This window comes from Candidatus Krumholzibacteriota bacterium (genome assembly GCA_016932415.1).
In the GTDB taxonomy this organism is placed as follows: Bacteria; Krumholzibacteriota; Krumholzibacteriia; order Krumholzibacteriales; family Krumholzibacteriaceae; genus Krumholzibacterium.
This window is the reverse complement of the sequence record JAFGCX010000010.1, coordinates 129,210-149,746: the sequence shown is the minus strand read 5'-3', so window position 1 is coordinate 149,746 and position 20,537 is coordinate 129,210. Positions and strand designations below refer to the sequence as shown.

10 protein-coding genes are annotated in these 20,537 nt (G+C 49.3%); 3 read left to right on the top strand and 7 right to left on the bottom strand.

Features of this window, described 5'->3' with window-relative positions; translation table 11 throughout:
* Nucleotides 1-25 precede the first annotated feature (25 nt).
* The gene (locus tag JW814_03475) at nt 26-3,223 is read right to left on the bottom strand and encodes a PD40 domain-containing protein (GenBank protein ID MBN2070496.1); all 3,198 of its coding nucleotides are present in this window, start codon (nt 3,221-3,223) and stop codon (nt 26-28) included.
* Nucleotides 3,224-3,526: 303 nt separating this feature from the next.
* Nucleotides 3,527-8,842 carry a T9SS type A sorting domain-containing protein gene (locus JW814_03470; protein ID MBN2070495.1) on the bottom strand — a complete coding sequence of 1,772 codons (5,316 nt, stop codon included), beginning with the start codon at nt 8,840-8,842 and terminating at the stop codon, nt 3,527-3,529.
* 303 nt (nt 8,843-9,145) lie between these two features.
* Between JW814_03470 and JW814_03465 the strand changes: the two genes are divergently transcribed.
* Nucleotides 9,146-9,721, top strand: a complete 576-nt coding sequence (locus tag JW814_03465) for a class I SAM-dependent methyltransferase (protein ID MBN2070494.1) — start codon at nt 9,146-9,148, stop codon at nt 9,719-9,721.
* A gap of 43 nt (nt 9,722-9,764) precedes the next feature.
* On the opposite strand, the gene JW814_03460 is transcribed toward JW814_03465, so the two are convergent.
* Together JW814_03460 and JW814_03455 are read right to left on the bottom strand one after the other, a co-directional pair.
* On the bottom strand, nt 9,765-10,007 hold the full coding sequence (locus JW814_03460; GenBank protein ID MBN2070493.1) for a hypothetical protein: 243 nt from the start codon (nt 10,005-10,007) through the stop codon (nt 9,765-9,767).
* Between the two features lie 71 nt (nt 10,008-10,078).
* Nucleotides 10,079-11,455, bottom strand: coding sequence for a hypothetical protein (locus tag JW814_03455; GenBank protein MBN2070492.1), 1,377 nt, complete (start codon nt 11,453-11,455; stop codon nt 10,079-10,081).
* A 224-nt stretch (nt 11,456-11,679) separates the two neighbouring features.
* Here JW814_03455 and JW814_03450 point away from each other — a divergent pair, with 224 nt between their 5' ends.
* Entirely contained in the window at nt 11,680-13,437 is a 1,758-nt protein-coding gene (locus tag JW814_03450; protein MBN2070491.1) for an aldehyde ferredoxin oxidoreductase family protein, read from the top strand.
* 9 nt (nt 13,438-13,446) lie between these two features.
* Here the strand turns inward: JW814_03450 and JW814_03445 are convergent, their stop codons facing one another.
* On the bottom strand, nt 13,447-15,690 hold the full coding sequence (locus tag JW814_03445; GenBank protein ID MBN2070490.1) for a patatin-like phospholipase family protein: 2,244 nt from the start codon (nt 15,688-15,690) through the stop codon (nt 13,447-13,449).
* A gap of 237 nt (nt 15,691-15,927) precedes the next feature.
* Nucleotides 15,928-16,581: a site-specific DNA-methyltransferase gene (locus JW814_03440; GenBank protein ID MBN2070489.1), complete on the bottom strand. Its 654-nt coding sequence runs from the start codon at nt 16,579-16,581 to the stop codon at nt 15,928-15,930.
* A 354-nt stretch (nt 16,582-16,935) separates the two neighbouring features.
* Between JW814_03440 and JW814_03435 the strand changes: the two genes are divergently transcribed.
* A complete protein-coding gene (locus JW814_03435; protein ID MBN2070488.1) occupies nt 16,936-18,174 on the top strand; it encodes a hypothetical protein in 1,239 nt (412 codons plus the stop codon).
* 125 nt (nt 18,175-18,299) lie between these two features.
* On the opposite strand, the gene JW814_03430 is transcribed toward JW814_03435, so the two are convergent.
* Nucleotides 18,300-20,516, bottom strand: a complete 2,217-nt coding sequence (locus JW814_03430) for an amino acid permease (protein MBN2070487.1) — start codon at nt 20,514-20,516, stop codon at nt 18,300-18,302.
* Nucleotides 20,517-20,537 lie beyond the last annotated feature (21 nt).

The window sequence follows — 20,537 nt, the reverse complement described above, 5'->3', positions numbered from 1 at the left end:
TAATATTTACATGTCAAGACCGGTCTTATCGATCGATCTGGTTTAATAGTTCTTTTACAGCTCTCTCCAGCTGCGGGTCTTTTCCCTCCCCCTTATTGCCTGGCGGATTTTCCACGATTATATCGGGGACCGCGGGCATAATCTCCATATTCTCGTCGGTCGCCTTTACATACCAGGCTCTGAACGGGATCCTTATCAGCGAACCATCGATCAATCTTTTGCCGCCCGTTGAGATCACAGCTCCAAATGTCGGTTTCCCCACTAACGTACCGAGATGAAGAGTCTTGTAAGCGTGAGAGAAAATCTCCGCGTTCGAATAGCTCGATTCGTTGCAAAGTGCTATCGATGGTTTCATCCATGGATAGAAAGGAAGCCTTTCAGCGTACGGATAATATTCCCGGAACCTGATATGGTCTTTTTCCAGGCTTCCCGCCGCGCCTCTCGGAATCGTATAGGCATGCTGATCGACGTTAAGAACAGCCATAAGGTAGTCTGTCGTCCACCCGCCGCCGTTGTACCTGACATCGATCACTATCGCTTCCTTACCTGATCCAGCCGCGGTGAATTCCCTTTCGAACCTTTCAAAGCTTTCCCATCCCATTGCCTGGATGTGCAGATACCCAAGCCTGCCACCGGAGAGTTCCTCAGTCAATTTCCTGTTTTTCCTCACCCATTCATTGTACAGTTCGTTTCTCAGAGAGTTCACTGGCCGGATTACGACTTCCCTTTCCTTCTTCTTTTTGTCCCTTACCGAAAGAAGTACCTTCTCATCCCCCTTGTTGATGAAAAGAGAGTAGAAATTGATATCTTTCGTAACTGCCGCTCCATCGACAGAAGTGATCAGGTCGCCCTCGGCCAGAGTGCTTTCCGTCTTTCCCGCCGGCGAGTCAGGTATTACTCTTACAACCCTGACTCCCTCTTTTTCCGGTCTGATCTCAACTCCGAGAAGTCCGGTACGCTCCGTCTGGGTCTCGGCGCGATCGCCACCATACAGCCCCATATGGCTGGCGTTCAACTGTCCGAGCATGATATTGACCACGTCCCTGAAATCATGCTTCGTAGATGCTTCCATAGCCCATGGTCTGTATTTTTTCTTCAGGTCATTCCAACTGCGGCCATGGAACTGGGGATCGTAAAAATACGCTCCTAGAGTCCTCCATACTTCTTCAAATATCTGTTCACGCTCGGCGTCATGATCGATCTGGAGATTCGCCGTGAATGCCACATTCTCGACCTTATCGCTTTTTGCCTTAATCCTGGCTAGCTTTCCACTCTTTAGCATATACAGGTATTCTTTTTTATCATCCATTCTGAGATAGACCGGCTTCTGGGCTCCCTGCGTTATCTGCTTCAGGTCCTTACCGTCCCATTTTACGGAAAAAAGATCATTTCCCTCACCCGATCCTCCCGGAGCGGTGAAAAAGAACATCTTTCCATCTTTGGAAATCTGAATATTTCCCTCGTCCCCGGGAAGAGAGGTCACCTGGACAAGCCTTTCATGGATAAGATCGAAATCTATCCGCAGAGGTTCAACATCCTTTTTATCCTCATCATCGCCATCATTCTTCTTCTCTTTTTTTGCCTCAGGCGCAAGCGCTCTTTCTCCGTCTTCCTCTTCCTCTTCCCAATCGCTGGTCGTCTTTTCCCAGTCGCTTTTTTTCAACCATACGAACCAGATGTCACTGTTACGGTTGTTGCGCTCCGAAGTGAATCCGAGTTTACTTCCATCGGGGCTCCATACCGGATTGAAATCCCCCCTTGGATGCATGCTGACATTCACTCCGCTTGTTGAATTATCGGCCGGGTGAATATAGATCTCCGGATTGAAATTGAGATCCTCGAGGTAGTAGGCAAGATATCTGCTGTCCGGGCTCCATGAGATATTCCCCGGAGTCGCCCAGCCGTCAAGCAGGGTCACTTTATTGATGATCCTATCATTTTCGATCGAAGCTGTGATCAAAGTCCCGTTTCCCTGGATGAAGGAGATCAGCTTCCTGTCCGGAGAGACTGTGAGTTCTGATTCATCCAGATCGGTATTGGTCAATCTTGTCGTCTTATGCTTAAGACTCTTGAAAATGTCCGTCTGACCGGAGTCGTCCGATCTTACCATATAGATATCGAAATTGCCGCCCCTGTCGCTGATAAAGGCCACAGTCGTATCGCTGGTCCAGACCGGATCGATATCCCTCCATGGCGAACGGCTGATATTTACTGTCCTTTCTTTCTTCTTATGGTTCTCGGTTATAAAGATCTCTCCGTGTATCGCCAGAGCGCTGTACTTGCCGTTCGGGGAGATCGAGTACTGATCGATATCAGCCCTGAAACTTTCGTGGATGACGGGGTCGAACCTGTAATCGGTGCCGATATTAAGTTCAATCGCCTTTGCACCGGTACCACTCGTATCGATCGTGTAAAGACCCGTCTGGTATTCCGCAATGATCACTTTACCCGTGGCGCTTATATCAAAATGCCTGATCCCGTCATCTTTGAAGCCCGTTACCTGTACCGGCCGCGAGGCGTTTCCTTCTTCGTCGATGACTACCGAATGGATATTATAACTGCCTGGAGCGCTGCTCAGATAATACAGAGTCTTATCGTCATACCACCTTGGGCAAAAATCCTGAGCAGGTGATGAAGTGGCCTCTATATAACTTTTGTTTTTCGAATCGTAGATCCATATCTGCTTGTTGGCAGAACCTGTATACGCTTCCCGCTCTATCCTGCATGCGCCTCTCACAAAAGCAGTATACCTGCCATCAGGAGATGTGACAGCCTCTTCGCCGAAGGCGTCGAAAAACCTTTCAGGCGTCCCTCCACCGGGGCTTACTGAATATATCTCGCTGTCCCACTCGACCTGCCTGAAATCCCTTCTGGTCGAAAAAAGGATCCCCGATGAAAGGCTCCAGTCAGATGCCTCATCACCGGCCGAATACCAGGTAAGCCTTCTTACCGCGCCACCTTCAGCAGGAATAGTGTAGATATCGTTATTTCCATACCTGTTGCTGGAAAAAGCGATATATTTCCCGTCAGGGCTCCAGCATGGATTGCTTTCGTAAGCTTCATGTATGGTGATCCTTCTCGCCCCTGTCCCATCGAGATCAGCCGTCCAGATATCCCCCTGGTATGAAAAAGCGATCTTTTTCCCTGCCGGATCTATCGACGGATATCTCATCATCTTCGCGCCGACGGCAGCTCCCGAGGCGACCGGAATGAATGAAACCATTAATGGGACCAGAATAAAACCAGCGAATCTTCTCACGGCAGCTTCCTTTCCTTAAAAAACAATCGGCTTCTTTCCCTATCAACATCCGGTAACAGGCCGGGGCTGGTATTTTACTATTATCCCCCGTTTGACTCAATTATTAAATTTGTGGAATATGATGGATATCGATACTAACGGGTCCCAGTCATTCCGGATGACAGGCCGGCCTCCCGGCAGGTCCATTCCCCACCCTTAAGCCGGCCTGTCGGACTAAACCAGAGAAGAGCTTCATCTGCTCAAGGCGTTATACTTCGATCTTCAAATCTACCGGAAATAGATCATCTTTTTAGAGATCGTCTCTTCACCGGCAACAAGCCTGTAGAAGTATATCCCCTGAGCTACTTTCGCACCATTTTCATTTTGTCCGTCCCAGTTTACCTGATACGAACCGGAAGGTTGAATCGCTTCGACAAGCGTCCTTACCCTTCTACCCGCCACATCATATATCTTCAGGCTTACTTTCGCTCCCCCTGCGGGAATAGAATAATTTATGGAAGTACTGCCTCCATTGAAAGGATTGGGATAGTTTTGCGACATGAATATCCTGGTTGGATCACTCTTCGGCCTGGTCACTGGCGCGCCTGACAAAGGATCATTAAACAGGATCGGATCGTAAATCACATTTCCTTGCATATACGGAGCGAAATATCGCGGAGCGGGCATCTGGCCGGGTTCTGTACCCCAGTAAGAGTTCTGTGCCATAATCACGGTAGAGGGAGAAGAGTAATCCTGAAAAACGTAATAGGGCGAATTATAAATCGAGTTATTACCTCCCTGCCCGGTTGAAGCATTGCCGATCACCGGGGAAGCATCATAAAGGACATTTACGGCATAAAAACTGTTGTCGATGATACTGCAGTAACTGACCACCGGACAGGCATTCGCCCCGAGACACAGAATTCCGGCCAGACCATTATTCTCAAGAAATGAATGCTGAATCCCGCCGGTCGCAAAGGCAAAGATTATACCGTAATATGTATTGTTCCGCATCGTGCAATGATCGAGAAAAGCTTCCGGAGCAGCGACCGGGTATCCAGAGATGACAATTCCCGATGAGGTGTTGTAGGAAGCCTGGGTGTAGGTTATCTCGGGGTTGCAGAAATTAAACTGAGCCCCGCTCTGATTTCCATTTAATTTGCACATGTGGACGGTGATCGGGGCAGTACTGTTTTTGCCATAGATCCCGATCGCCGCGTCGCTTATCTCACACCGTGAAATCTCACCACCGAGATTATTTGCTTCGAGAACCAGACCGAACCAGTCCATTGGTTGAGGGTTATCACCATTTGAATAGAAAGATACTTCGAGATTATTTAGCCCCTTGATCGATACTCCGCCATAACAGGTCATCTCGATCCTGCCGGCATCGACACCAGTACCATATGGATCATCGTCCCGGATGCCGATCGTGGCTCCAGGCGCGACGTGGAGTACCGCCGGCGAATTGATCTGCAGATCGCCGATCACTTCCACTTCCCTGCAGAGAGTCACATTCTCGTCGAAAGTTCCCCTGATGAATCGCTTTTCTGCGTTCGTATGCTGATTATTACCCTTTTCCACCGGCATCGAGATATCTCCACCTGAAAGCCATGGAGTCCCGAAGAGATAGAGGAAACCACTCTCCTCTGTTTCAGCCATAAGGATAAGGTCATGCCTGCTATCCCTGTCGATATCATCGATCGCTATATCTCCATTCAGGATACCATAGAGTCTCACTGATTCCCACAGGGTCTCTTCGACAAGATTGTGATCGAGTATCGTTATCTGATAATAATCTTCCAGATCGTTTGCCGATCCGATTATTATTTCCGGATAGGTATCTCCATCGATATCAGAGATAGAGGGCCCGCTTGTTATCTTTGAGCCTGCGTTTTCGTATGAATAAACAACTGACAGGTTCCACAAACCGTCCACGGAGAGTATTCTTACCTTCTCTGATGATACCAGAACAAGCTCCCTGTTACCGGAGTGGTCGACATCAACACTGTAAACGGCGGTCCGGAAAGAATTATCCGTTCCGATCTTCTGAATATTTACTGTATTGCTGCTAATATCGGTCCCACTGATCGTCGCGACCCCATCATTGACCGTGGCTACCATGTCGAGATAATCGTCACCATTGATATCGGACAGGATCACATTACCGGATATATCGTCATTAGGGGTCACGGCAATCAAACCATCGAGCCCCTGGTTTTCATGCCTGACAAGTTCAAGCGATTCGTCATAACTGAAGATATCTATGAACATGTCGAAGCTGAATACCGGATATTCAATATCTCCACGGTACCCGATCACGAATATCTCGGGGATATTGTCGAAATCTATATCCTCAACCGCGACCTCCAGTGGTCTGTACGTACCGGCTCCTCCCCCCTCATCAAAGGTGTGGGAAACGATCTCAGTCAACTCTCCATTTTTGTAGCTGAATATCTTCATCATACCGTCAAACGCTTCCAACGAACCGTAATTCCGTTCGATATAGATGATCTCGTCCAGACCGTCACGATCGAGGTCATACACTAAAGCTTCTCCCTCGGTCTTATAACCGCTTGTCCCATCAGAGAGTCCTGTAAATTGAAGCTCCGCTACCAACTCTAGATCTACCGAATCGAATATCTTCACAGATCGATCCTCCGATGGAAGCAGGGAAAAGATGCCAATGACATTTCTTGAGTCCAAAGAATTGACGTTACCGACAGGTATATCGTAAGACTTCGAGTAATACCCGGCAACCTCACCAGTCGTAACTGTACTCCCGGACGAATTGATGATACCCGACTTGTAAAGGAATCTTTTATTCTCATCGTCTGTAGCCTGGTAGACGGTGGGAACGGCGTACGGCAGACTAACGCCGGGACCGGTAAACAGCGTTACTGGAAATCCGTCTCTGTTATACATCGCCGCTATACTTATACTTCCACTGTTATCGTCGGTGTGAAGCTCACTGATCACCTGACCCGGATTGATGGTGAACATATAATCGTGATTCCCCATCTCTGATACCGGGACAGTGATCGATACGACAGTCTCGCTCCCCGGTCCCAGCTCGGATATATCTCCGCTCCAGATAATATCCCCGCCTTCAGTGAGTTCGACAGGGATATTCCCGGCACTGAGGATCCCATCGTTTCTGACCGACACTTCAAGGAGGTTTGCCCCCCCGACTCCGAATATTTCGCTGCTTTTGACGAAACTTCCCTGTACTACAGAAAAGTCGACATTGTAATCGAACTCGATGATCGCTGTGTTGTTATCTTCGTTCAACTCATTTATCACTGCCCCGGGATCTACAGTCAGGATATATTCATGCAGCCCAAGTCCACTTACAGCAGCTGTCATCGACACTGTCGTCACATCATACGCTGCCAGAGCCGGGATCGTACCACTCCAGAGCAGTGTTGTTCCTTCTTTAAGTTCGAGATATATACCCGAGGCATCACCGACGCCGACATTTTTAATATCCATATTGATATCGACATTCTGCCCCGTGCCTTCTGTCACAACCGAGCTGCCCTGAACCACTGCGATATCGATATCATCGGAGGGGTCACCCTGATCCTCGACAAAGAATGGATTCAGCGCGGGATCGCCTAGATAAACGAGAAACTGTTCATTAGCAGGGTTTACAAGCGAGTAGAAAAAACTCGTGACTGTCTCACCTACCATACCCTGCGTGCGAAATAACTCATTGACGAAATCGGGTACGCTCTCCATGTCGTTTGCGCCGGCACTTCTCGTGTAACCAATATACCCGACCGCCCCCCTGTTCGGCATGACGGTAAGCCGTTCCGCCATACAATCATATATATCGACTTCCCCACGGTTGAACGCTGGACTGTAAGTATTCAATCCCGGATATTGCGCGGGATTACCATATTGATCAAGAAGCGGGTAGTCAAATGCCGCTGTCCTGCATGAAAAAGCATAAATGACCGGATATTCCGGACCATTATCGACCACCTCGTAATATGGAGGGTACCAGACCTTCATATTTGTATCGGGACAGGCCGACTGGTAAACCCATGTATCAGACCCCCAGTAATAATCGATTCCATGACCAGCCTCTACAATTATTGATACCCCGTCATTGATTTTTTCATTTATTAAACTGCTTATCGTCGGTGGAGCGAGACAATCCTTGTAAAGTTCATCATAAATATATGATGGGGGGACTTCAGCCTCGACTTCATCGCCAAGCTCGTGCAGATCATCGTAATGGCCGCCGATATATAGAAATTTCCTGTACCATGGGTCAGGTCCGGCGCTTGCTGAGTGAGGCTCATACGCTACGATCTTGTCTATTATCGCCGCCGCCTCACCCGGATCATCAACGCTGAGTCTGCCTATGAAGACATCTGGAGTGCAATCATTAAGATCATCGAAGGAAGCGTAGGGCATATCGTTGGCTGCACTTCTTGGGTCGAATATGCTGTAAGAATACGTAGGAAGGATCACTACCCTATCCCCAGGTTCGCATTGAGGAGTTAGACACGTGAAAGCATCCCCGACAAGCAGAATATATCCCAGCTTGTCGTCGGGCATATGTGCCGCCGAATTCGAATGATAGAAATTATATAAAGATTCCTTGATCTCGAGGTGATCCTGATAGTCGTCGATATTAGCGATATTTGTCACATCGATCACTGATACGTTGAACCCGTTAAAAACGGATCTCTTGCCTGCAAGCTGCAGAATCGAATTTTGCGCACCGGGATCATCCCATAGCTCGTGACCGACAACGATCAGATAATCCGTATTATTTGCTGTTGCCTGCGCCAATGTCGCGCAGATCTCAACAGTCCCCGGCCCTGAACCAAGGATCGTCCTCCCGGTCGATTCGCTGAATATGCCGAATTCAGGACCGTAGTTTACCAGTGAGTTTTCACAGACCCTGCCCATAGGTCCGTTATCCACGCAGACAGGTCCGAAAGCGCCTTTAAAGGTGATATCCAGTTCGATCTCCTGAGCGAACTCTGCTTCCTTTGTGACAGGATTGCACCTTATCGGATAAATTCTTATCTCGGCAACATGCTGATTCCGAATATAAAAAGTCCTTGTGAGCTCAGCACTATTTTCCGGGATTACTCCATTCTTTGAATATGCCTCCCTTTTCCTTGTATATACTTCTTTAATCCCTCCCTCGGGTGTTCTCTCAATCTTCGGTGCCGGATACATAATGAATCGTTCCATCTTTTCCGATTTGATCACCCTAGCGTTAATCAGAAGCTCTTCACATTCAGGAATCGCAACCAGTTTTCTTATAAATGGAAGTTCCGGACTTCCCTCTTCAGTCAGCACACCGCATCCGTCTATTCTGATCCTCGCGTAATTCTCACCATCGGCTTCTATAATCTCGTAATCGAAACCTTCAGTCCTGATATTGATATTTATTTTATCTGTATTAGATGTCATGGCTCGCGTAACGGGGACTTTTCCGGCCAATCGTGGACCCGATTGCCAGTTGCCGGCTGCTGACAATCCTGAAAAGCTTCGCATACCGGGAATCATCAGCACTAAACCCACCATAATTGCTATTAATAGAATATAGTTAGCGCTTTGGAACAGCCGAAGACGCATTTTGACCTCCTTGTCTATGCCCCGGAACCTGTAGGATTGAATGGATTTCATAGTATAATAACCGTGGCATCAATACAATTATTATTTTAGTATTTATACATCTAATTTTGTATTATCAACATCACGTAAACAAACAATAACATGTGTAATAAATGCTTTACACGTGTAATAAATATATTTCATACCAGTTTATTATTTATAGACAGTTTGTTTATATAAGTATATACTTTGAGGTTGAAAGCTGCTTTGTCTCTCAAAACCAGCGGCCGGTCTCCAGGAGATATATCGGAGGGAGGTGTCGACATTTCCGGCAGAAGCACCCGCGTCTGCCCCGTCGAAAAGGCGGGTAGCCTCGATACGAAGCTGAGGCGATGGTTCCAGAATCCAGCCAGGATACTGTCGCCTTACGTCCGGCAGAATATGACCGTCGTCGACCTCGGTTGCGGACCTGGATTTTTTACCATCGACCTGGCGTTTCTGGCAGGGCCAACAGGGCAAGTCATCGCAGCCGACCTCCAGGAAGGGATGCTCGACAAGGTACGTGCCAAGATCTCAGGGACAGTACTCGAGGAGACTGTCATCCTTCACAAATGCGAAGAAAACAGGATCGGCATCGATCTGCCCGTTGATTTTGTGCTCGCCTTCTACATCATCCATGAAGTCCCCGACAAGAAAAGCTTCTTTCGGGAGATATTCTCGTTTCTAAGGCCAGGAGGGAAGATCCTCATAGTGGAACCTCCATTCCATGTCTCGGAAGCCGGAATGAAGAAAACCATCAGGCTGGCCGAAGAAGAAGGTTTAAGACTCCTCGCGAGACCCAGGCTGTTTCTTCAGAAAACCGCGCTCATGGGAAAAGAAGCGCTGACCAGGAAGAAATAATATCCCGTTTCGCGGCCGGTCTCCGGGAAAAAATATCACCCCGTTAGGCGATTATCCTCAGCACGACATAGGGGACTATATTGAACATGAAGAGAAATATCTTGTAGATCGTCATCATCCTGTAGATGGCAAGATCGATCTGCTCATTGGAAAGCTTGTACCACCCGCCATGCACCGTATATATGTATCTGTGGGCTATCCTGAAAAGCAGAAAACTGACGATCATGATCCCGATGTTGAGGATCGATGACCATAGGAAAAACATGGTCAACAGTTCAATAGACATCTTTCTTCCTCCTTTTCCTTAAAGTTGAGATGGATAGTATAACGCAGGCAGGGCTTTTACCAGCAGAATAATCACCAGAAGTAATTACCTGTCATCTGCATAAGCATCGATTGAAAAAATACGAGAGAGAGAAGCAATATCCCCGTTTTCCCGGAAAGACCTGATCCAGGAGGAAGGACCGCCATTGGAAAAATCAGATAGGGATACAGATAGAGACATATTCGGGCTGTTTCGCCCGTTCTGTATGTTCCAGCTAGAATCATCAGAATGAAGACCAGGAGAGCGCCGATCGACAGAACATTAAGCCTGGTCATTTCTCTTGACTGGGCCCTGAATCCCTGAAACGCGGCGATAAGAAGGAACGGACCAAAAAAGATGGCGATCTCCAGCACAGATTCAAGCCTCGTCATCAGATACGAAAGCGGATCGGCGAGAAGATAGAATCCGCCTGGATTTTCCAGTTTTGACGCGGTTATGAACGAGGTCAGGTAGTTAAATCCTGAAAACATATGGAGAATAAAATGGAAGAGGCCCACACCGGCGGCTACAAAAGCAAGGCCCGCGCCGTTCCTTCCTGTAATGATATCGTTAAGAACAAAGAGGGGTATGACGAAAACCGCTCCGAAAGTCATAAATGAAGCAAGAAGGAGAAAGACGACAGAAGCGACCGAATTGACGACCGAACGCGGTTTAATGTAAAAATATAGGCTACCCGTCAGAAACGCCGCCACCAGAGCGTCGATACTCGCAGCAAAGTATATCTGTACCGCCGGGATCAATAGAAACAGGAAAGTTATATAACCGGCTGACGCCCTGTCCTCCCTGTGAAGGATGACGATCCCGTAGATGAAAAAAGACGTCAGAGATACTGCGACGCACGCTATCGCGATCGAGATCCACGCGGGAGACCCAAGGAGCCTTTCGAGAAAATAGATTGACAGGACTGCTCCGGGAGGATGGGATCTTGAATGGATATAGAGGTCGGCCTGCCTGGAATTAAAAGTGCGGAGGAAATCGGCAGGATGTGAGATCTTGACCGCGTCACCGTAGTACTGATAGTACCCTGGCTCCCCTCCCGATACCGGAGTCACAAAACCATCACGCCAACCCTGCATCATATTCGTCGCAAGAACAAGGATCAGCCCGGAAAGAATGACAAGAGACAACCTGTATCTCGTTCTTCTGAGAATTATAACCGCCAGAATAAATATAAGCAGCGCTGAAAGACCGCCAAGCACGCGCATCGGACCGGGGATCATTACCCGGGAGATACTGGCGGGCCAGTACAGAGGGCAGTCGAACCACGCGACATCGTTGAAAATATACCTGGCGCCACGGTTGAGAACAATTACAGCCAGAACGAAAACCGCGCCGATGACAAGTATCGCCCTGAAACCAAAAAAACGGCTTAGGCCGGAACTGTCACCTTTATCCGAAAATGCCGACAATATAAGATCTCCAGTCGATAAATGAAGATATCCCCTCCAGATCCTCCCCGTGTCCGAAAGACAGATCGGGTTCCCGGCGATTCTAACGCAAAATCTCTTTTCCCATCAAGAGATCAATCACCATGACAAAACAGCTCCGCTTGACACTCGTTATTATTTAATATAATCTGAACCGGCTGTTTTTAAATATAAAAGACAAGGAGAACAATATGTACGGTGGTTACATGAACAGGTATCTCGCGTTCGATCTCACGACAGGCAAATCGTCGGAAGGCGAACTCGACCCGGGCCTTGCCGAAAAATATGTAGGAGGAAAAGGCCTCGGCCTTAAACTTCTGCAGGATATCGCTCCCTCTGTCGATCCCCTTTCCCCCGATAACCCGCTTATTTTTGTGACTGGACCATTGACCGGTACTCTTGTCCAGACATCGGCGAGATCGGCCCTAGTGACAAAATCTCCTCTTACAAACGGGTTTCTCGACAGCCATGTCGGGGGACATTTCGGCCCCATGCTCAAAAGAGCTGGATATGATTACCTGATAATCACCGGAAGGTCCGACAGGCCGGTATACCTCCATCTCTGCCCGGATGGATCTTCAGCTTTGGACGCGGCTGACCTCTGGGGAAAAGGGATCTTCGATACGGAGAAGACTTTGCGGGAAAGGTATCCGAAAAGCAGGGTCGCTTCTATCGGACCGGCAGGCGAGAAGATGGTGCTCTTCGCCTGCATAGGCTGCGACCTTTACCGCCAGTTCGGCCGGGGCGGCGCGGGAGCAGTGATGGGATCAAAGAACCTCAAGGCGATAGTCGTCGAGGGAAACAAAAAGATCGCATACTCGGACGACCGTGTATTCAGGGATCTTGCCAAAAAACTTACTTCCGACGTCATTGAACATCCTAACGCGAAGAAAAGGTTCGATCTGGGCACGATGATGTGGATCCGTATGGGACATGAGGATGGAGAATTCCTGCCGACCCGCAATTTCAAGGAATGCCGGTTCGAAGGCTACGAGGCTATCTCCGCCGAGGCGATGAAGAAAGAACTCAACTGGAAAAGCGTCGGATGTTTCAACTGCGTGATCAGGTGCTCAAAACTGGGAAAATGGGATGATCTCGAACTCGAAGGACCTGAATATGAAACGACAGCCTTTCTCGGTTCGGGGTGCGGGATCAGCGATGCCAGAACAGTCGCTGTATCGAATATCCTCTGCGATGATCTTGGGCTCGATACGATATCGATGGGTGTGACCTGTTCCTTCGCGATGGAGTGTTTCGAAAAAGGACTCCTTGAGGATACCGGCGGGATAGAATTGAATTTCGGCAATGGAGAGGCCCAGCATGAGTTGATCCGGAAGGTGGCTCTAAGGGAAGGGATAGGAGACCTTTTCGCCGACGGCACGCGCATCGCGAGCGGCAATATAGGCCAGGGATCGGAATATTTCGCGATCAACACTTTCGGCATGGAGCTTTCCGGAGTCAACATCAAGGGATGCATGTCTATGGGGCTTGCTCTTGCCACGTCGGATTTCGCCAGCCACACGAGGCTATGGACTGCTACAGACGAAATGAAAGGGAACCTTTCGATCGAGATCCTGCCTAAATATGTTGCCAACGGCCAGGATGACGTCAATATCCGCAATTCGCTCGTAATATGCGATTTCCTCCCGTACGGACTGGACCGCCTCGCCCCCCTTCTCACCGCGGCGACAGGGATCGATTTTACGCCGGAAAGACTGATGCTCACCGGCGAGAGGATTCACAACCTGGCGAGATTGTATAACCTCAATAACGGCAGGACAGCCAGTGACGATACGCTGCCGGGAAGGTTCTTCGACGAGGAGATGACCGCTGGACTTCTGAAGGGAAAAAAGATGTCGAGGGAGTTCTTTGCCGGCCTGCTGCAGAAATATTACCAGCAGAGGGGATGGGACGGAAACGGCATCCCCTCGAAGGCTAAACTGCGCCAGCTTGAGATAAGCTGACCGGTAGTCCTAGTGACAACCGAACTGCCTCCCGACGGTCAGATAAAAACTGTCATAACCGTTTTCGGTCCGTCCGTAACTGATCTGTGCCGGAGCGAGAAATGTCCTCAATCCTATAAAGACTGATCCCCCATAGAGAAGGCCATCCGCCGATATGCTTTCCTGTTCCTGCCAGATATTTCCAGCTTCAAAATAACATCCAACGAATAGACTGGGATTGAACATTACCCCTCCGCCATAGACCGGCCGGTAATAACCAAGCCTTGCGACACCGAAAGCGTCGCCCCTGAGCTGTCCCGGTTTCAACCCCGAAAATGAATGTGGTCCTCCGAGAAGAAATTCCTCATCGAACGGGATCTTCGAATCAAAATCTCCCCCGCCGGAAAAAGTCATAAAAAAGGTATTCCTGTTAAATGTCGCGAACTGGGCAAAATCTAACGATATCTTTTCGTACTCGCTGCTTCCACCCCATAATTCCGATCCTGAAAAGAAAGTCATCCTCACGCTCGATCCACAGGTAGGGAAATCAAGTTCATCGAGCAGATCATATTCGATACTCGCTCTGAGGCCGACCTTGGTCCTTTCGCCCTCTGGAACCGATATATTACCGATTTTAACGTCGGTCCTCATCAATCTTCTCTCGAACCCGCATCGAAGTTCAAGAAACCTTCCGAGCTGAAATCCCAGGTCTACTCCTCCGCCGAGACTGCTGGTCTCGTAATCGCCTTCCCTGTGATCGCCAGAATAATAATTGTGAGTGATGGTCGCTGCATCGAGCCATGGAGCAAGGAATATCGATCTCGAAAATTCGATCGGCTGGTAAAACTCCGCTTTTATCGACCTTGAGATCCCAAGTCTCGTGTCGAGCCTGAATTCACCGCCGAGGCGATTTATCTCCATCCTGGTGTATCGATTGATGATCTGGAAATCGACATTCCCTTCAAGATCATCAAGGTGACTGTACCCCGCGTTGAGAATATTAGGCGAATAAATCTTCTCCCACGCGATAATCAGAAGTACCGTCTCGCCTCCCTCATCGACAAGCCGGTAATCGACCGTCTCGAAAACATTCATCTCGTGAATATATTCGAGATCCTTCTCGAGCACGTCGAGGTCAAATTCGTCGCCGGGGATGAACGAGATCCTCCGTAGTATCTCCCCGTCGCGTACGTGAGAATGGTTCTCAACCTTTACCTTGTTTATATATCTTGTCACCGGTTCATCATGTCTCTGCTTTCGGATATACCGTTCATACTCCTCCTCGGAGACTGAAAACCGCGACAGTTCATCTCTGTAAGCCTCGACTTCGAGCGCCGCGGCCTGAATCACCTCGGGAGCGAGTTCAAAGTCATATGACGAATATCCTTCCAGGACCATATTGACGCAGACGTCGGCAAGTTTTTTGACCTTTTCCGACGTCTTCCTTATCATTATCCCCGTTGTCTGATCGGAGACTTCAAGCAGAGAGTGAAAGGAGCTATGATCAGCTTTTTCAATCGGGGCGCCAAGATCGACAGCGATTATTATATCCGCTCCCATGTCTTTGACGACATCGACCGGAAGTATATTGACAAGCCCTCCGTCGACAAGATACCGGCCGTCCATATGGACCGGAGCAAATACGCCCGGTATTGACATGCTCGACCGGATCGCGTGGATAAGGCTTCCAGATGAACATATTATTTCTTCACCGGTAAGAAGATCTGTCGCGACAGTCCTGAGCGGGATCTTGAGATCGTCAAAATCCTGATCGGTCGTAGTATGAAGAAATGGGGATTTTGAAGCGAGCTGCATCTTCTGTCCCCCGACAACCGCTATCGGAGCTATAAGTTCAAGATCCTTGAATCCGAATTCAGCAAGTATAAAGTCGCACCTGTCGTCTTTTTTCCTCCTGAAAGAACGTTCCCTCCTGTCTCTCCTGTCCGAAAAAAGATCGGCCCAGTTCATACTGATCATTACATTTTCCATCTCGTCGGGAGATAATCCCACCGCGTAGAGCCCGGCTACTATCGATCCGGCGCTTGTTCCGGCTATGTAATCGACTGGTATCCTCAGTTCTTCAAGGAGCCTTATCGCGGCGATATGAGCCGGACCTCTGGCCCCGCCTCCTCCAAGCACGAGGCCTATCTTTGGCCGGCCTGGCTCATCGGTCGCGCCTGTGGTATCAGCGGCTCCCCCGGCGGCGACAGGCAGAAAAAAGATGATCAAGAGGATTGCGGCTGACATGCGATAGATCATCAACAAAGGTCTCATAAAGATGCCTCCCGGCTGTTTCGATTGATTTTCCAGGCAATAAAGATAACGGATTCATCATCGACCCGCACTCTACCAGTTAAGAGGGTGGTGGTCAAGACTGCCGTATCCGTAACTGAAAATAAGAATGGAACAGTCCGGGACTTGCTGGGAGGGGCTTTGGCAGATAAGCTGCATTGATGGCACTAATCGACCTGACGGTAATCGAAGGACTTGCGGTCAAAAGCAGGACCGCGGTCACCTTTTTCCTGAAAAAATAAGGCAGTATGTATGGTCGAACCCGAAGTTCGGTCTATCCCATTTTACGACACGCTCTCCCTCGAACCGGAACTCTCTCGATACCGCTTCGGCAATATCCCAGGCAAGAGGTATCACCTTTCCGGCAAGCCTGATATTCCCCGCTTCGATGATCAGCCTTGCTCTCGGTCTCATAATTCCGCGGACCTGCGCGAAGATATACCTGAGACAGTTGATGTAGGAGTCATAGCCGTTCTCGATCGCGGGACACTCACTGATCGCAGGAGAAAACCTCTTTCCCTCCCTGAAAGGGTACGGAGGAGAGGTGAGGGTAAGATCGACCGGCGGAAAGGCGAACGATGAAAGCCTTCTTGAGTCCCCGAAGATCAGGTTATCAGGCTCTTGCATCCTCGAACGGATATACTCAGAGCGTCTCCTGTCGCTTTCCACACCGAATCCCCTGCGCCCCAGGTTCTCAGCGACGATGAGAGTGGTGCCGAATCCGGCAAAAGGATCAAAAACAGTATCTCCTTCTCTGGAAAACTCATTTATCAGAGGTTCGACGAATCTTTCCGGAAATCTTACGTCGAAATCCCTGAACTCGTCTGGAAGTCGCTCTGAAGACTTGGCGCTGAGCGTCATATAGGAACTCATTAATACCCCCGGATACTTGCCCGCACTTTTCCCGGCCGATGGACCAGTATGTCGTTTTATTGATCTGTGTACGGAAACCGGCCACCCCCGGCCACGAAAGACGGCCAATTTCATGACAAAAAGAGCTCTGATGCCCTCTTATATTATAATCGTGCAAATTGATTGCCAATCTTCCGCGGCCATGCTCGATATTACGTATTTATTTATCATACATGATGTTACAGTGATTGATCGAAAATCGATACTGCCAACGCATTTTTTCCCGGGCAACTGTAATATGATGCAACTAAACAGCAGCGAATCCGTATTCTTAAACAGAAGGAATATCGAAACCCGGTAATGGAGGCATCAGCAATGAGAACGGTAAAAATATCCGCTCTGGCCCTTCTCCTCGTCCTGGCATCGGTCGCAGTGGCAAACGCCGACGGCACAGGGAGGATCTACGGAAAGATAACGACAGTCGATGGCGATCGTTTCGAGGGATTGATCCGCTGGGACAAGAACGAGGGCGCCTGGATTGATTTTCTTAACGGAAACAAGGAATTGTCGAAACGACACAGATCATCACGTGGAAGATATCAGGATAGAAAGAAAAGGATTACTATTTTCGGCATCCTTCTCGGATACACCGATTCTGACAATTATTATTCGAGCAGCGCCCAGTCAGGGATCAGGATGGGACATATCGAATCGATAGAGGTAGTAGATGACGATGTCGTCATGCTGACCCTTAAATCGGGAAATACCCTTGAACTCAACTCGGGATCGACCGATATCGGCACCGCCAACCGCGAGATAGTGATCGAGGACGAGAATGAAGGTGAGATCGGATTCGACTGGGATGACCTTGAGCGGATAGATTTCATGCAGGCCCCCGCAGGACTAAAATCGATATTCGGGGAACGCCTTTACGGCACGGTAAAGACAAGACGCGATGATGAGTTCTCCGGGTGGATAGCCTGGGATATCGATGAAGCATTCGAATCGGACGTGATAGATGGAAAACAGGATCACCGTAACAGAAAGATCAAATTCTCCAAGATAGCCTCAATAGAGAGACATTCATCGGACAGCGCCATTATCATCCTGAAGAGCGGAAACGAATTCAGGCTTCGCGGCACGAATGATGTCGATGACAGCAACCGCGGAATAATAGTGACAGACCTCGAGCTTGGAGAAATAAATATCGGTTGGGATGATTTCGACAGGCTCGACCTGAAGTCGCCTTCCGCCGAAGTAAGATATGACGCATTCGATGGCGGTGGATATATAGAGGGTACGGTATTTACCAGCGACGGGGAAGAATTTACTGGAAGGATACGCTGGGACAACGACGAGGAATTCACGTGGGAGTATATAGACGGCGACTACCATGATATAGAGATGGATATCGAATTCTCCAATATTGCCGAGATAACCAGAAAAGGATCCCGTTCTTCGGTAGTGACCCTGCGCGATGGAAGGTCTTTCCGCCTCAGGGGCTCAAATGACATCGATGACGATAACAAAGGTATCTTCATCGAGACCGCTCAGGGAGAGGAAGTGGAGGTCGACTGGGACGAATTTGAAAAAGTGGTGTTCAAGAAGAGATAGAGCTGAGCGGCACCCCGCGCTGTACCACACGGCCCGGAAGATGACTCTTCCGGGCCGGCTTTTACCGATAATTTGGAGGGGCGGAGGAAATGCCCCTTTGCTCGATCCCCCAGGGAACTTCCCGTCTAGATAAGCCTTCCTGAAAACTCGCTCGCGTTCCTAATGAAGACTACCGAAGGCAGGCCATCAGCAAGAGTGATCAGCCTGTCAGCATATTCTTCTTCCTCACCCGCCCCGGGAATCATCAACCCTATGAATACAAGATCGGAGTCTTCGCTGCTCGCGCAGATGATCTCATTTATCGACAGATCGGGATTCTTTACGATGACCTCCGTCGAAGCCTGTATCCTCACCGACTGAATAAGGTTGGAAATACTCTCTTCCATACCTTTTTTTTCCTCCGGTGAGATCACTATGGTATGAACGACCAGCTCCGATTTCTCCCATTCGGGATTCATCATCAGCAGGTGGGCAAGCAGAAGCATAAGGTCACCATTATATTCCAGACCGCCCCACCACAGGTCGATCCGTTTTTTGATCGCTCTGCGGTTTATCATACCGAGTTTTGAAATAATCGTATTTTTCCTGATCTTCGCTACGGACCGCATCAGCCCGAGGAGGGTCACGAGTTTTTCCTTCTCGTTAGGCCATCCGAACATCACTGTATTCGATTCCAGTCCGGCTATCCCGTTGGCCTGGACGATATTTGTCACTCCGGTCTCCAGATCGGATGCGACATGCGCCTCGCAGAATCCGACAAGTCCATAGGCTTCAAGCACCTCGTCCATCTCTATCTTGTCCCTGACTGTCTCATACGCCTCCCCGTCAAGTTCCCCTTCTATCACCTTGCAGGCGGTGACGATCCCGTGTTTTTCGTTGAAACAATTGGCAAGATATACAACATCGATATCCTTGGTTATATCCCGCGTGAATGATATGATATGGGGACGCCAGTTCCGCGGATCGACTTCATGCCCCTTCAGTTTAAGCAAGGCGAATCGGGCTATTGAAAACCACATGCCCGCTCTTACATCTCCCCATCTTTTACTCAACGCTTTTTTCCTCAGGAACAGGAAAATGACCAGTTCGAGCAGGGAAGCGACTATACAAGCGGCGGGATTCAGTAGGAACATAACGAAAAGGGCGCCGGCAGCGCCTAGCAGCGACACAGCCCAGGGGACATTAATCGTAGGCCTGTACGAAGGGTCTCCGACAAGTTTTTCAATAGCAGCGCTTATATTGATGATGACATAGAGAGTTAGAAAGAGGACCGTCACGTACTGGGCCACGGTGTTCAGATTCCCCATCATCACCGCTGAAAGAGCAAGAAGCCCCGATATCCACGTGGAGATCGTCGGTTGTCCCTCTCTGGAAAGTCTCGAAAGAAATCTCGGAGCAAGTCCGTCATTCGAAAGCGCCTGCAGCACCCTCGGGCCGGCGAGGACACTCCCGAAAGCCGAGGAAAGTATCGCTCCCCACATCCCCGCGAAGACAAAGAGAGGACCGAACAGGGATACTGTGATCCAGACATTTTTTCCAGATGAGGCAAGCTGCTCGGGAGAAACCGCCTTCGATATCGAAAGAAGAACCGGGACGGCCAGATATACGAGAGTCCCCGTCAGAACGGCAAGAAGCGTCCCTCTCGGAATGCTCCTGCTCGGATCCCTGAGATCGCCGCTCATCCCGATTCCAGCGGTAAACCCAGTCGCGGCGGGAAAGAATACTGCGAATACGTACCAGAATCCTTCGGGCGCGGATCTGTATGTCGCCACCAACTCTGGCGCGCCTGTTCCCTTGACTATCACACCGACAAAAAGCGCAAGGATCGAAAGACCCACAGTTATCAGTATTGGAATCTGAAGTTTGAGAGCGATTTCGGCGCTTTTCCCCGACAGGTACGTGATCACTATGATTATCACGGCAGTGGCCAGCTGGATAAAATAAGGAGGGATCATTCCCCAGGCAGATGGCCACAGGACGGCAAGAGACTCGGCCAGACCGAAACTGTAGAAAGTGATACTCAGCGTCCGGCAGAGGTAAAGTGGTATCCCGATCGCGCCTCCGAGTTCAAGCCCGAGGCTGTGAGAGATCATGTAGTATTCCCCTCCGACTCCGACGTGCATGTTCGTCGAAATCGCCGAGGCGCTGAGCCCGGTGATAAAGGTGATCGCGCTTGCCATTAGAACGACCAGAAGGGTCAGTGGCAGGCCAAGGTTACCCAGTACCCAGCCGAATCTCAGGTACATGATCAGTCCCAGGATCGTCAACGTGCTGGGAGTGTAGACTCCCAGAAAAGTCCCGAACTTGACCGCTTTATCTTTTTTAGTATCGCTTGTATTCATTTGATCTTTTCGCTATTAAAC